Origin of the sequence: Fructilactobacillus sp. Tb1, assembly GCF_050500285.1 — a bacterium.
Taxonomy (GTDB): Bacteria; Bacillota; Bacilli; order Lactobacillales; family Lactobacillaceae; genus Fructilactobacillus.
In genome coordinates, this window is the sequence record NZ_CP191377.1 from 1450441 (window position 1) to 1465130 (window position 14690).

16 protein-coding genes are annotated in these 14690 nt (G+C 34.3%); 14 read left to right on the forward strand and 2 right to left on the reverse strand.

Features of this window, described 5'->3' with window-relative positions; all coding sequences use genetic code 11:
* The first annotated feature begins 15 nt into the window (after positions 1-15).
* From prmA to ACQW5G_RS07525, 5 genes are all read left to right on the forward strand, one after another.
* Complete coding sequence (gene prmA, locus ACQW5G_RS07505) at positions 16-894, forward strand: 50S ribosomal protein L11 methyltransferase (RefSeq protein WP_429970837.1); 879 nt, start codon at positions 16-18, stop codon at positions 892-894.
* Positions 895-896: 2 nt separating this feature from the next.
* Complete coding sequence (locus ACQW5G_RS07510) at positions 897-1631, forward strand: 16S rRNA (uracil(1498)-N(3))-methyltransferase (protein WP_429970838.1); 735 nt, start codon at positions 897-899, stop codon at positions 1629-1631.
* Positions 1632-1706: 75 nt separating this feature from the next.
* Positions 1707-3932: a RelA/SpoT family protein gene (locus ACQW5G_RS07515; protein ID WP_429970839.1), complete on the forward strand. Its 2226-nt coding sequence runs from the start codon at positions 1707-1709 to the stop codon at positions 3930-3932.
* A gap of 12 nt (positions 3933-3944) precedes the next feature.
* Positions 3945-4397, forward strand: coding sequence for a D-aminoacyl-tRNA deacylase (gene dtd / locus ACQW5G_RS07520; protein ID WP_429970840.1), 453 nt, complete (start codon positions 3945-3947; stop codon positions 4395-4397).
* Complete coding sequence (locus tag ACQW5G_RS07525) at positions 4390-5022, forward strand: HAD-IA family hydrolase (protein ID WP_429970841.1); 633 nt, start codon at positions 4390-4392, stop codon at positions 5020-5022. Before dtd ends, ACQW5G_RS07525 begins: the two co-directional genes overlap by 8 nt.
* Positions 5023-5056: 34 nt before the next feature.
* Here the strand turns inward: ACQW5G_RS07525 and ACQW5G_RS07530 are convergent, their stop codons facing one another.
* Positions 5057-5902, reverse strand: a complete 846-nt coding sequence (locus ACQW5G_RS07530; RefSeq protein ID WP_429970842.1) for an N-acetylmuramoyl-L-alanine amidase — start codon at positions 5900-5902, stop codon at positions 5057-5059.
* Between the two features lie 322 nt (positions 5903-6224).
* Between ACQW5G_RS07530 and aspS the strand changes: the two genes are divergently transcribed.
* The 4 genes from aspS (at position 6225) to ACQW5G_RS07550 (ending at position 11084) form a co-directional block, all read left to right on the forward strand.
* Positions 6225-8009 carry an aspartate--tRNA ligase gene (gene aspS, locus ACQW5G_RS07535; protein ID WP_429970843.1) on the forward strand — a complete coding sequence of 595 codons (1785 nt, stop codon included), beginning with the start codon at positions 6225-6227 and terminating at the stop codon, positions 8007-8009.
* A gap of 106 nt (positions 8010-8115) precedes the next feature.
* Positions 8116-8994, forward strand: a complete 879-nt coding sequence (locus ACQW5G_RS07540; protein ID WP_429970844.1) for a YitT family protein — start codon at positions 8116-8118, stop codon at positions 8992-8994.
* A gap of 103 nt (positions 8995-9097) precedes the next feature.
* Entirely contained in the window at positions 9098-10183 is a 1086-nt protein-coding gene (locus ACQW5G_RS07545; RefSeq protein WP_429970845.1) for a CDP-glycerol glycerophosphotransferase family protein, read from the forward strand.
* Complete coding sequence (locus tag ACQW5G_RS07550) at positions 10176-11084, forward strand: deoxyribonuclease IV (RefSeq protein ID WP_429970846.1); 909 nt, start codon at positions 10176-10178, stop codon at positions 11082-11084. Before ACQW5G_RS07545 ends, ACQW5G_RS07550 begins: the two co-directional genes overlap by 8 nt.
* On the opposite strand, the gene ACQW5G_RS07555 is transcribed toward ACQW5G_RS07550, so the two are convergent.
* On the reverse strand, positions 11077-11895 hold the full coding sequence (locus ACQW5G_RS07555) for a pyruvate, water dikinase regulatory protein (protein ID WP_429970847.1): 819 nt from the start codon (positions 11893-11895) through the stop codon (positions 11077-11079). The two genes, ACQW5G_RS07550 and ACQW5G_RS07555, sit on opposite strands and share 8 nt — an antisense overlap.
* A gap of 165 nt (positions 11896-12060) precedes the next feature.
* Here ACQW5G_RS07555 and rpsU point away from each other — a divergent pair, with 165 nt between their 5' ends.
* The 5 genes from rpsU (at position 12061) to ACQW5G_RS07580 (ending at position 14689) form a co-directional block, all read left to right on the forward strand.
* Positions 12061-12261, forward strand: coding sequence for a 30S ribosomal protein S21 (gene rpsU, locus ACQW5G_RS07560; protein WP_429970848.1), 201 nt, complete (start codon positions 12061-12063; stop codon positions 12259-12261).
* Positions 12262-12327: 66 nt separating this feature from the next.
* Positions 12328-12771, forward strand: coding sequence for a GatB/YqeY domain-containing protein (locus tag ACQW5G_RS07565; RefSeq protein WP_429970849.1), 444 nt, complete (start codon positions 12328-12330; stop codon positions 12769-12771).
* A gap of 79 nt (positions 12772-12850) precedes the next feature.
* Positions 12851-13819 (forward strand): PhoH family protein, encoded by a 969-nt coding sequence (locus ACQW5G_RS07570; RefSeq protein ID WP_429970850.1) that lies wholly within the window; start codon positions 12851-12853, stop codon positions 13817-13819.
* A gap of 14 nt (positions 13820-13833) precedes the next feature.
* The gene (gene ybeY / locus ACQW5G_RS07575; protein ID WP_429970851.1) at positions 13834-14313 is read left to right on the forward strand and encodes an rRNA maturation RNase YbeY; all 480 of its coding nucleotides are present in this window, start codon (positions 13834-13836) and stop codon (positions 14311-14313) included.
* Positions 14297-14689: a diacylglycerol kinase family protein gene (locus tag ACQW5G_RS07580; protein WP_429970852.1), complete on the forward strand. Its 393-nt coding sequence runs from the start codon at positions 14297-14299 to the stop codon at positions 14687-14689. Before ybeY ends, ACQW5G_RS07580 begins: the two co-directional genes overlap by 17 nt.
* Position 14690 lies beyond the last annotated feature (1 nt).

The following is a 14690-nucleotide window of genomic DNA, read 5'->3' on the forward strand; positions in this document are numbered from 1 at the left end:
GATTGGAAGTTAATTATGAATTTAATTGAAGTTAAAGTTATTACCACACAAGAGGCAGTTCCGGCTGTCTCAAATATCTTAATGGAACAAAATGCTCAAGGAATTCAAATTGATGATGCTAAGGGCGATGGAACTGCAGCCGTTATTACATATTTCCCCGATGATGTTGACATTAAGACTATCAAAGCAAATGTCGAAGCTAAAACTAAGAATCTAACTGAATTTGGTTTGAATCCAGGGGCTGCGAAAGTATTAGTTGATGATATAGAAGAAAAAAGTTGGGCATATAATTGGGAAGATTACTATCATGCGGAAAGAATTACCCGTTATTTAACAATTGTTCCAGCTTGGGAAGACTACAAAAGCAGTGAAAGTGATCAATTAATCATTAAATTAGATCCTGGAATGGCATTTGGTACAGGAACTCATCCGACTACTAAAATGTCGATGCAAGCCTTAGAGGCAACTTTACGCGGTGGCGAAAAGTTATTTGATGTAGGAACTGGATCCGGTGTTTTAAGCATTGCTGCGCGTTTATTAGGTGCTGGTGAAATTGAAGCTTGGGATAATGATCCAATTGCTGTTGCATCAACGAAGAAAAACTTCGATTTGAACCCTGGAATGAATGATATTAAAGTTAGTGAAAATAGCCTGTTGGAAGGGATCAAAGGCAAGGCTGATGTAATTGTTGCCAACATGCTAGCTGAAGTTTTAATTCCCTTGGTTCCACAAGCAGCTGAACATCTTGATAAGGGTGGTAAATTCATTACCGCGGGTATTTATGCTGATAAATTAGCTATTATGCTAGAAACTTTGAAAGATAGTGGTTTTACAATTAACCAAGTAACATCAGCTGATGATTGGCGTTCAATTATTGCTACAAAAGGGGAATAATTATGCAACATTATTTTTTAAATCAAACGTTAACGGTTGGTGATACCTTAGAATTACCAGCAGATATTAAAAAACATTGGATACGAGTAATGCGTGCTGAGACTGGTAGTAAAGCTGAATTTGTAGCTGACAATCAATCTTTGTTTATTGGTGAATTGGTTGATGAATCAAATGGGAAAATTAAAATTATTGAACAAGCTAATCATAACGTTGAATTACCATTTTCAGTAACGATTGCGTGTGGGTTGCCTAAAAGTGGCAAGGCAGAATTAATTGTGCAAAAGGCAACTGAAATGGGTGTTAGCAAAATTATTTTTCTACCTACGGATTGGGCTGTGGCTAAATGGAATCAAAAGGCTGGGAAAAAGGTTGAGCGACTCCAAAAAGTTGCCAAAAGTGCTGCTGAACAATCACATCGTAATTTAATTCCAGAAGTTACATATTTAGATAGTGTTAATTCGTTAATTGATATTGATGCAAACCAAAAAGTAGTTGCCTATGAAGAATCAGCTAAAGAAGGCGAAAGTAGTAACTTAGTTAAAGTGGTGAATTCATTACATGCTGGTGATAGTTTATTAGCTTTCTTTGGTCCAGAAGGTGGAATTTCTCCTGCTGAAATTGATAAATTGCAAGCAAATAACTTTACATTAGTTGGATTGGGTCCTAGAATTCTACGGACAGAATCAGCACCACTTTATTTTTTAAGTGCGGTGTCTGTACTTTCCGAACTAAGATGATAAAATAGATATTATATTAATTGTATTTACGAACTAAAAGATTGATAAAGCAAGAAAAGTAAGGAGGTGTAGCAAGTGGCAAGTTTAAAAACATGGAATCCTGAGGAAATTTTCAATTTAGTTTCTGAAAATATGCCAGATGAGCAAGTTACAACAATTAAAAAAGCCTACGAGTTTGCCAAAAAAGCCCATGGTGATAAAAGACGTTCATCTGGTGGTACATATCTTTCCCATGTTACGCAAGTAGCAGGAATTTTAGCTAGTTTAAACATGGATTATGAAACAATCACTGCTGGATTTTTACATGATGTTGTTGAGGATAGTGATGTTCAACTAGTTGATGTTAAAAATGAATTTGGTAATGATATTGCATTGATTGTTGATGGAGTTACTAAAATTAGTAAAATTAAATACAAATCTAATAAAGAACAACTTGCTGAAAATTATCGGAAATTGCTTTTGGTTATGTGTAAGGATATCCGTGTCATGATTGTTAAATTGGCAGATAGAATGCATAATATGGATACTTTGGAATCACTTGGTGATAAAACCACTCAGAAAAAATTTGCGGAGGAAACTATTGATGTTTATGCTCCAATTGCTGATCGGCTTGGAATGGGAACCGTTAAATGGGAACTCCAAGATATGTCATTGCGTTATTTGAATCCCACTTCTTATTATGAAGTGGCTCATTCAATGAAATCAAAAAGAAATGAACGTGAAGCATATGTTGCTAATGCGATTGAAGAAGTAAAAAAAGCCATTGCTGACTTTAATATTGATGCTGATATTTATGGTCGTCCTAAACATATTTATTCAATCTACAAGAAAATGGTAGATAAGCATAAGAAATTTGAAGATATTTATGATCTTTCAGCTATCCGAGTATTAGTTGATTCAATCAAAGATTGTTATACAGTTTTGGGAGCAATTCATGCTAAATGGCATCCAATGCCAGGTCGGTTTAAGGACTATATTGCAATGCCCAAACCAAATATGTATCAATCATTGCATACTACAGTTGTAGGACCTGAGGGCAATCCGCTTGAAATTCAAATTCGAACCCATAAGATGCATCAAATTGCTGAATACGGGGTTGCTGCGCATTGGGCTTATAAACAAGGTGCTACTGAAGAAGTTCAAAGTGATAAAGACGGTGTACAACTAAATTGGTTTAAGCGGATCATTGAAATTCAAGAAGAAACTGATAATGCATCGGACTTCATGGATAGTGTTAAGGGTGATTTGTTTACTGATAATGTGTATGCGTTCACTCCAGCTGGTGACGTTTTGGAATTACCAAAGGGATCAGGTCCACTTGATATGGCGTATGTAATTCATACCCAAGTTGGTAATAAAACGACTGGCGCTAGAGTTAATGGCAAGATGGTTTCTCTTGATTATCAGATTAAGAATGGTGATATTGTAGAAATTATTACTTCAGCAAACTCATCAGGACCTGGTAAAAACTGGCTTGATTTGGTTCATACCAGTGGAGCTAAGCATAAAATCCAATCATTCTTCAAGAAACAAGGTCGTGAAGACGATATCAAGACTGGATTAGAAATTTTAACTGATCATCTTGAAGAAACCGGCTATGTTCCTAGTGAAATTTTGAATTCTGATAATTGGGAACGGGTGCTTGATGAAACTCATTACCGGACTAAAGATGATTTATTAGCTTCGCTAGGTTTTGGTGATATCCATGTTCAAGGAGTAGCTAATAAATTTACTAGTGATATCCGGGAAGAACAAGAAAAACTAAAACAACAAGCAGCAGAAAAAGCTCTATTAGAAAAACCACAAACAGTTTCAACTAAAGAAACTGGCAAGCAACGTCAAGGTAGTAATCCTGCTGATAACGTTGTAATTGACGGAATTGATAATGTATTAGTTCGCATGAGCCATTGTTGTTTGCCACTACCAGGTGATCGAATTGAAGGATACATTACCAAAGGGCGTGGAATTACAATTCATCGGGTTGGTTGTTCAAATATCAAGGCTGATGAACAAAGTCGGATGATCGATGCACATTGGGCTAATCCGGATAATACGTTAGTTAATTATCCATCCAAAATTAGAATTGAATCCGATAATAGAAATGGTATTTTTAATGATGTTGTTAAAAAATTAAATAATAGTCCGGCATCAGTAAGTTCAATTAATGGTAAAGTTCATGATGATACCTCATTAACAATTGTCGTAATTGTTAATGTAAAAAATCTCAAACAATTACATGAAGTTGTAGATAGCCTAAAAATGGTATCTGGGGTTGCTAAAGTTCAACGAGTACTAGGATAAGAGGAAAATATAGTGAAATTAGTTATTCAACGTGTAAATCACGCAAGCGTTAAAATTGATGGTCAAGTTAATGGTGCAATTGAAAAAGGTTTCATGATTTTAGTTGGGTCAGAAAAAGGCGATAATCAAGCTACTGTCGAATGGTTAGCTAATAAAATTGCTAAGCTACGGGTTTTTGAAGATGAAAATGGTAAGATGAATTTAAATATTCATCAAGTTGAAGGAAAGATTTTGTCAGTTTCCCAATTTACCTTATTAGCTGAATTAGAACATGGTAACCGTCCATCATTCAAAGCAGCTGGAGACCCAGCAGAAGCTAAAAAAATGTATGAAGCATTTAATTCAGCCTTAGAAAATAAAGAGCTAGAAGTTCAAACTGGGGTCTTTGGTGCAGACATGCAAGTTGATTTAGAAAATGACGGTCCAGCAACTTTTGAATTAAATTATCAGGTGCATAATGATTAAAAATTTAATTTGGGACTTTGATGGAACTTTGTTTGATACTTATCCGTTCATGGTGACCGCATTTGTAAAAGCACTACAGGAACTGGGTATTGATGACGTTGATATTGATCCAGATGCCATCTATGAACAAATGCGCATTTATTCATTAGGATCAGCAATTGCTAAATATAGTGCCCGTTTTGGTATTGATAAAGATAAATTACTACAAATTTATAAGTCTTTTGAACGAGATGAGGTTGAATTAGTTAAGCCATTTGATGGTGTAAAAGCTGCATTGCAAAAAATAATTGCTGATGGTGGGCAAAATGCACTACTAACCCATCGAAATGACCAAGCTTTAGCATTACTTGATAGATATGATTTGAAAAAATATTTTACAGGATTTGTTACTAGCGATAATCATTTTAAACGGAAACCAGATCCGGAATCATTGAATTATTTGATTCATACACTAACTTTAGTTAGAACTGAAACCGCTATGATTGGTGATCGAGAATTAGATGTCAGAGCTGGTGACAATGCTGTTGTAACAACAATTTTGTTTGATCCAGATTATTTAATTGAAATTAATAATGTTGATTTTATCATTCGCAACTATCATGGATTATTGCCAATTATCCAATAAAATAAGCGTTCTCTTTATTGAGAACGCTTATTTTTTAGTATATAGAATTGATATAATCAGTAACTCCATGTTTAACGTCTTTAGCTACTAATTCCTGATATTCTGGATTTTCAATGTGTTTAAAATCTTTGTCACTATTAATATATCCCATTTCTAAAAGAACTGATGGAACTTTAACATCACGGACCACTAAGAAATTACCAAATTCAACACCACGATTATCGATTGGAATATTGTCCATTTGATTATTAATATCAGTAGCTAACTGCTTTGATCTACCATCATGGTAATAGTAACTGGTAAATCCTGAGGCAGTGTTGTCATCAGGGGAAGAATCAAAATGGAAACTAATAAACAAATTAGCATTATTTTTAGTTGAAAATCCAGGGCGACTGAATAAACTAACTGTTTTGTCAGTATCCCGTGTCATGATAACATTGGCACCTTGTTCACGTAGTTGTTGGGCTGCTTTTTTAGCAGTTTGAAGAGTATACGTTTTTTCCATTTTATTGTGCGTAGATAATGCACCAGAATCACTACCACCATGACCTGGATCGAGAACAATGGTTGATTCAGATAACTTAGTTGCGGTTTTAAGATTTTTGTTTCTGATAACCCAGTCGGGAACCCAACCAATTTTACTATGATTATAAACAACATGATCCCAGTTATCTTGATGATTTAGGATTTGAACCCTAGTTCCAGCGTTTATTTTTCCAGTAGTTTGATACGAAACATTGGGACCGCTTTTGACATCTAGGTTATTACAGTGGACCATCACATTATTTCTTAACAATAAAACTAAGAGAATTAAAATAGTGGCAACTGTAACAATTACTGTAAAAGTGAATCCGCGTTTATTATTGATATGTATTTTCATATTAGTACCTCGGACAACGTAATTATTTCTATAATAATATAATTTAAGAAAAGTTACTAATAGAATTATGGATATCTTGACTTTTTAGGCAAAACTTATTATTCTTAAAGAGAATATTGAACCGATCATGATGAATAGTAAATAGATAATTCAAATTTTAGAGAGCGCTAGTTGCTGGAAATGCGTAGTTTGAACCTATCGAAGACGCATCTAGGTAGATTATTAAATAATAAAAAGAAATAAAAAAGGTGGTACCGTGCTAATTGCGCCCTTGTTGCAATTTAACACGGTCTTTTTTTATTTAAAGAAGGGAAGTATAGTTATGAAAAGAACCGCATATGCTGGCCAAATCAACGAGAAATTTTTAGATCAAAAAGTTACTCTCGATGGTTGGGTTGCTAAAAAGAGAAACCTTGGAAGCTTAATCTTTATTGATTTACGTGACCGAGAAGGAATTGTTCAATTAGTATTTAATGCTAAGGACAGTGAGAAAGCATTTGAAGTTGCTGAAGCAATGAAAAATGAATACGTAATTGAAGTTAAAGGACAAGTTGTGGCTCGTTCACAAAATGAAATCAACCCAGACTTATTTACTGGTAAGGTTGAAGTTCATGTTACTGATGCTGAAATTTTAAGTAAATCAAAACCAGTTCCGTTTGATATCAAAGATGATACTAATGCTTCTGATGATCTTCGTTTGAAATACCGTTACCTAGATTTACGTCGTCCATACATGCAAAAAGGATTGATGATTCGTAACCGTATCTCACAAGCTACTCATAGCTACTTAGATGAACATGGTTTCTTGGACATTGAAACTCCTGATTTAACAGTTTCAACCCCAGAAGGTGCTCGTGATTACTTAGTTCCTTCACGTGTTTACCCAGGTTCATTCTACGCACTTCCACAATCCCCACAACAATTTAAACAAATGTTGATGGGTGCTGGATTTGACCGTTACTACCAAATTGCACGTTGTTTCCGTGACGAAGATTTACGTGGTGACCGTCAACCAGAATTTACTCAAATCGATTTAGAAACTTCATTTATGAGTGCTGATGAAATCCAAGATATTACTGAAGGATTAATTAAGCGTGTAATGAAAGAAACTATTGATTATGATGTAAAACTTCCATTTGACCGTATCAGTTGGCAAGAATCAATGGACCGCTTTGGTACTGACCAACCAGATACTCGTTTCGGCATGGAATTAAAAGATTTATCGGATGTTGTTAAAGATTCTGATTTTAAAGTATTTAGTTCAGCTGTTGCAGACGGTGGACAAGTTAAAGCTATTGCCGTTCCTGGCGGTGCTGATGAATATTCACGTAAGGATATTGATAAGTACACTGATCACGTTAAACGTTTTGGTGCTAAGGGATTAGCTTGGATGAAGGTTACTGATGATGGTTTCTCAGGTCCAGTTGATAAATTCTTCAAAGAACCAGAACAAGTTAAAGCCATTGAAGAACGTACTGGTGCTAAACCGGGTGACTTAATCTTATTTGCAGCTGATCGTGCTAAAGTTGTTGCTGATACATTAGGTTACTTACGTGTAGCCATTGCTAAGGAACAAGATATGATTCCTGCTGGCAAGTTCAACTTCCTTTGGGTTGTTGATTGGCCATTATTCGAATATGATGAAGGTGACAAACGTTGGACTGCTGCTCACCATCCATTTACTATGCCTAACAAGGGTGATGAACATTATCTTGATGAAGGTGAAGACCCTCATAAAGCTCATGCTCAAAGTTATGACATTATTTTAAATGGTCTTGAATTAGGTGGTGGATCAATTCGTATCCATACTCGTGAACTTCAAGAAAAAATGTTTAGAGCTTTAGGTTTCACTAAAGAAAGTGCTGAAGCACAATTTGGATACTTCTTAAGAGCTCTTGATTATGGTTTCCCACCACATGGTGGTCTTGCAATCGGTCTTGATCGTTTTGCTAGATTAATTGCTGGTCGTGGAAACATCCGTGACGTGATTGCTTTCCCTAAAAACTCAAAAGCCGTTGAACCATTAACAGGTGCACCAGCTCATGTTGCTCCAAAACAACTTGAAGATTTAGGTATTTCAATCGATAAACCAGACGAAGAAAAATAATTTATAATAGAAAGTTGCTAATTTTTTAGTGGCTTTCTATTTTTTTTGAAAACGATAATGTTATACTATGGAATGATAATAATCAATAAATATAGAAGGTATTTATATGAATGACGTACATAAAGTAATCAGAAGACATCAAGTTCTGACAAAAATTTCAACATCATTTATCTATGCTATTTTAGTATCAATTGCCATGAACTTTTTCTGGACTCCGGGACATATTTATTCATCAGGGGTAACTGGGTTTGCTCAATTGCTTACTACAATTACGCAAAGATATGCATCTTTTACACTTTCAACTGCAGCAGGGTTATTCATTTTAAATATTCCTTTGCTAATTCTCGCTTGGAAGTCAATCGGGCATCAATTTGCAATTTTTACTTTTTTATCGGTATTTCTTGCAAGTATTATGATTAAAATATTGCATCCAGTAACGCTAACCACTGATCCACTAATTTGTGCACTCTTTGGGGGAGCAGTTAATGGATTTGGGACTGGATTAGCTTTGAAGAATCAAATTTCTACTGGTGGATTGGATATCTTAGGAATTGTGATTCAGCGTAAGACAGGTAAGTCAATTGGAACAATTAACATTGCTTTTAATGCGTTCATTATTTTGTCAGCTGGATTTATGTATGGCTGGCCCTATGCATTTTATTCCGCAATTGGATTATTAGTTAATGCTAAAGTAATGGATATGACTTATACCAGACAGCAACGAATGGAAGTTATGATTATTACTAGTGTTCCTAAAACGGTAATTGATAGTGTCCAAAATCATATGCGTCGTGGGATTACAATTGTTCATCATGCTGAAGGGGCTTATAATCACCAACCTAAGACAGTTCTTTTTACAGTTATTTCTAGATATGAAAAAAATGAATTAGATCAGGCATTAAAAGAATCTGATCCACATGCATTTGCGGTGGCAGTTGATGTTGATGAAGTATTTGGTCACTTCTATGAAAATAAACCAAAATAATTAATTAAATGGCGGATTAAAAATGAAATCTATATATATCCTTTTTATCAAGATAATTTCGAGTTTGTTTTATTTTAAAAATAAGAAAAATGTTTACTATATTATGAGTTATAACAACAACTTACATATGATTAAACAGACAGCAGCGATGCTGCCAGCCAATCAAAAATTAGTTGTGTTATACAATCCAAGAGTTATGGCAGCTGCTTATGATTTACAGGCTTTTGGAATTACAGCTATTCCTATGAAAAGAGGATTTGCTTTTGCTTTTCGCATGATTCCGGGAATTATGACAGCTCGCATAATTTTTGTAGATAACTATTACGCATTTATTGCAGGGCTAACTCGTCCTAAAAATAAAATGAAAATTGTACAACTCTGGCATGCGGATGGTTCAATTAAGTGTTTTGGAATTGATACTCCTAAATTCAAACAGTATTCATGGTTGAAAAAGAAACGTCATCAAACTGTTTATAATAATTTTGATGAATTTGTGGTGGCTTCACCAGCAATGGCAGAGGTGTTCGAAAACAGTTTCAAACAGCCATATAAAAAGATGCAATTTTTAGGCACACCTCGTTCAGATCGTTTATTTAGTGAAAAATGGATTAATGTTGTGCGCAAGCGTGTATATGCAGCAGCTCCTGAATTGAAGGATAAACGTGTCATCTTGTATGCACCAACATATCGACCATCTGATGAAATCAATCCACCAGAAGGGACAATTAAGGCCTTAGCAGCTGATAAAAATGCAGTTGTGGCAGTTAAGTTATATCAAGATGTTGATAGAAATAAATTAAAGCTGGATCAATTTAATTTAGATAATGTCAAAATATATGATGAGTTTACTACGACTGATTTAATGTCAATCGCTGATACATTTGTAACTGACTATTCTTCGTATGCATTCGATTATAGTTTGATGCCCCAAGCTCATTCGATGATTTTCTTTATGTACGATTATAAAGAGTATGCAAAGAATCCTGGAATTCAAGTTGGCTATGAAAAATGGTTGCCAACCAAACCTATTCATACGGTTACCGAATTAAAGGAAGCAGTTTTGAAAAACGAAAAATCTGATTTCACTGAATTTAACATCATGTGGAATACTTACAACGATGGTAAAGCTTATCAACGTGTTTTGAATAAATATGTTGTACAACAACCAAAGGAGAAAACTAATGACTAAAGAATTTCTAATTGGATCTCACGTAGCCATGAAAGCCCCTAAAATGTTTTTAGGTTCAGCAGAAGAAGCTAAAAAAGATGATGAAACTGTATTTATGGTTTATACAGGTGCACCACAAAATTCACGCCGCAAGCCATTGGATGAGTTAAAAATTCCAGAAGGAAAAAAATATATGCAAGAAAATGGACTACTAGATGTAGTGGTTCATGCACCATATATTATTAATCTTGCTAATACCAAGAAACCCGCTAGTTTTGAATTTGCCGTTCAGTTTTTACAAAAAGAAATTGAACGAGCAGGGGCCATGGGAGCAACTCAAATTGTTTTACATCCAGGTGCTCACGTTGGTGCAGGGGTTGAAGCTGGAATCCAACAGTTAATCAAAGGATTGAATTTAGTAATTAAACCGGAACAAACAGTTCAAATTGCAATTGAAACAATGGCTGGTAAAGGTACTGAAATTGGTACGACCTTCGAACAAATTGCTGAAATTATTGATGGTGTGGATTTAAAAGACAAAGTTTCAGTTTGTTTTGATACATGTCACACTTATGATGCAGGCTATGATGTTAAAGATGACTTTGATGGAGTAATGAAACATTTTGATGATGTGATTGGTTTAGACAAATTAAAGGTTGTTCATTTAAATGATGATAAAAATCCAATGGGGAGTCATAAAGATCGTCATGCCAATATTGGATTTGGAACAATTGGTTTTGAAGCATTAAATAAAATTGCTCATTACGAAAAATTGCAGGACGTTCCCAAAATTATGGAAACACCTGCAATTAAAGTAGATGATAAGATCAAAATTGATCCACATAAATATGAAGTTGAAATGTTACGGACACAAACTTTTAATCCTGATATGATTAAGGATCTTGAAGCAAAAACTATATAATAATAGATCTTTTGGGAAGACTTTCAGTAATGATTGTTGCAGTTTCTTCAATTGATTTATTTGCAACATTAATTGAAAGACATCCGATTTTACGATAAAGGTTCTTGGCATAGTCAAGTTCCTTTTTTATATTGTCTGGATTTGAATAAGGAGTTTCACCGTCTAGACCATATTCTTTCATTCGTTGAGTTCTAATTTGTTTGAGTTTAGTTACGGAGTTAGTTAAGCCAAAAATTTTTTTTGGATCAACGTCCCAAACTTCTTTTGGTAGTTGAATATTAGGGCCAATCGGAACGTTAGCAACTTTATAGCTTTCGTTAGCTAAGTATAATGATAGTGGAGTTTTAGATGTTCTTGAGACACCCAGAATAACAATATCAGCTTTCGTTAAGCCACTTGGATTACGACCGTCATCATTTGCAACGGTAAATTCAATTGAAGCAATCCGTTTGAAATACTCTGCATTTAAGTTATGCACTAAACCGGGTACCTCTGCAGATGATTCATTGAGTCGATGAGAAATAATATCAATTGGTTTTTGAATACAATCAAAACTAGATAATTTGTTTTGGCGAGCAAATAATGAAACCATATCACTTAGTTCAGGATTGACTAGGGTATGAAAAATAATGGCATTATTTTCCTTTGCCAGTTTGAGAATTCCGCTAAGAATTGATTTAGTTCTAATGAATGGGTATTGACTAATATTGGCACGAGCCTCAGGAAATTGAGCAGCAGCAGTTTTAGCAATTGCCGTCCCAGTTTGACCACTAGAATCAGAAATAACAAAAACATTATAAATTGTCTTCATATTGAACGCTCCTTGATTGGGATTTATTAACTTTTATTATACATTGTTTTAAATTTTTAAATATTCTTTTAATCTTTCGTTGACGGACGTTTTTGGATAAGATATAATTATATTTGTTGAGTGGAAACGTTCAACACACTAAAACTTGGAGGGAGGGATTTTTAAATGTCAAAAACAGTTGTTCGCAAGAACGAATCTCTTGATGATGCTCTTCGTCGTTTCAAACGTACAGTTTCTAAGAGCGGTACTCTCCAGGAATTTCGTAAGCGTGAATTTTACGAAAAACCTAGTGTTAAACGTAAATTAAAATCTGAAGCAGCAAGAAAACGTAACAATAAAAAGAAAAAGAGCCGTAACAAGTTCTAATTAGAAAGAGCAATCACTTTTGATTGCTTTTTTTTTGAATATTAAATAAACTTAAGGAGAAGTATTATGTCATTAAACGAAACTTTAACTAACGATTTAAAAACAGCTATGAAGGCTGGTAAAAAAGATGAATTAACTATTATTAGAATGCTTAAGAGTAACTTGATGAATGAAAAAATCAAATTAGGTCACGAATTAAGTGATGATGAAGCTGCAGCCGTAGTTAATCGTGAAATTAAGCAACATTTAGATTCAATCGAACAATTCAAAGCTGGGGCTCGTGAAGACCTTGTTGAACAACAAGAAAAAGAAATGAAGATTCTTAAAAAATACGCACCAAAACAAATGAGTCCAGAAAAAGTTGCTGAAGTTGTTAAAGAAACAGTAGAACAATTAGGTGCCACTGGTAAAAGTGACTTTGGTAAAGTTATGGGTGCTGTGATGGGTAAGGTTAGAGGTAAAGCAGACGGTAATGACGTTAAAAAGGCCGTTAATGATCAATTAAAATAGTCATAGGTTGTATCGCTGTTTTAAACCCTTAATTTATGCTAGAATTTAGGAAAATTAGGTATTAAGGAGATTACTTTTATTGGTTGAAAATTTTGAATTTGAAAAACAAATGGCGTTAAAAAATCCCAATGATCAAAGCAAATTATTTGGGACTCAAGATGGATTTATTAAAGTATTAGAGGAAGAATTCCACGTTTGGATTCGTTATTCCGCAGGGATTATTAAAATTGAGGGACATGATGAAAATGATGTTCAATTAGTTAATGATATTTTGTTTAATATGTTGAAATTAATTCATGCTGGAATTGAAGTTAATGCTAGTGATTATGTTTCTGCTGTTGGAATGGCTCGTAATGGAAAAATTACAGCTTTACCTGAGTTGTACAATCAAGTTTTGATCAAAGACCGTAAAGGTAACCCTGTTCGAGTTAAAAATTTCGGTCAACGGGAGTACATTCAAGCGATTTATCATCATGATATTACGTTTGGAATTGGACCCGCTGGTACAGGAAAGACTTTTTTAGCTGTTGTGATGGCAGTTGCTGCTTTGAAAAAAGGAAAAGTCGACAAAATTGTGTTAACTAGACCCGCTGTTGAGGCTGGTGAAAGTCTTGGTTTCTTACCAGGTGATTTAAAAGAAAAAGTTGATCCATATCTTCGTCCACTATACGACTCACTCTATGCAATTTTAGGAATGGATCATACTGAACGATTGATTGAACGTGGGGTAATTGAAATTGCACCACTTGCTTATATGCGTGGTCGTACTTTAGATAATGCTTTTGTTATCTTAGATGAAGCCCAAAATACAACTAATCAACAAATGAAGATGTTTTTAACTCGATTAGGGTTTAATTCAAAAATGATTGTTAATGGTGATATTCAACAAATTGATTTAAAAGGTAGTGTAGCTAGTGGATTAGTAACTGCTCCCAAAATCTTGAAGAATATTAGTAATATTGCAATCATTAGATTAACTGCTGAAGATGTTGTTAGAAATCCAGTAGTGGCTAAGATTATTACTGCTTACGAAAAAGAAGACGAATAAAGGATTAATAATTCATGGACTTAGAAATTTATGATGAAACAAATGGTCAAGTTACTGATGAACAAAAGAAATTAATTAAGAACGTTCTCGACTTTGCGGCTAAAGAAATTGGATTGAAAGATAATACTGAAATGTCAGTTACGATGGTTAATAATGACCGAATTCAAGAAATTAACCGTGATTATCGTGGCGTTGATCGTGCAACTGATGTTATCAGTTTTGCAATTGAAGATAATGCCGATGATTTTCCAGTTGTAATGAGCGATGAAATGTTAGCAGAAATTCCTGAAAATATTGGTGATATTTTTGTTAGTATTGATAAAGTTAATGAACAAGCTGATTTCTTAGGCCATTCAGTTGATCGTGAACTTGGATTTTTAATTGTACATGGTTTCTTGCATCTAAATGGTTATGATCATATGGAACCAGAAGACGAAAAGGTCATGTTTGACCTTCAACGAAAGATTTTGAATGATTATGGACTCAAGAAATAAGCCCCAAACCACTAAAAATAAAAATTTTATTCAAGCTTTTGGTCATGCCTGGGATGGCTTGACTACTTTATGTTGTAACGAAAGAAATTTCCGCTTTCATTTATTAATGACGGCGTTTGTATTACCAGCTGGACTAATCATGCGAGTTGGTTATTTTAAATTTCTTTGGTTAGTATTGGCTTGCTATTTAGTATTACAAGCCGAAGTTGTAAATACATTGTCTGAATATTTAGTTAATTTAACGATCGGTGATAAATATGATGAATTAGCTAAAAAAATTAAGGATATTGCTGCCGGATGGGTTCTATTTTCGACGATTATTGCCATTATTATTGGAATAGTTGTTTTTGGAACTACCATTATTAAATTAATATAAG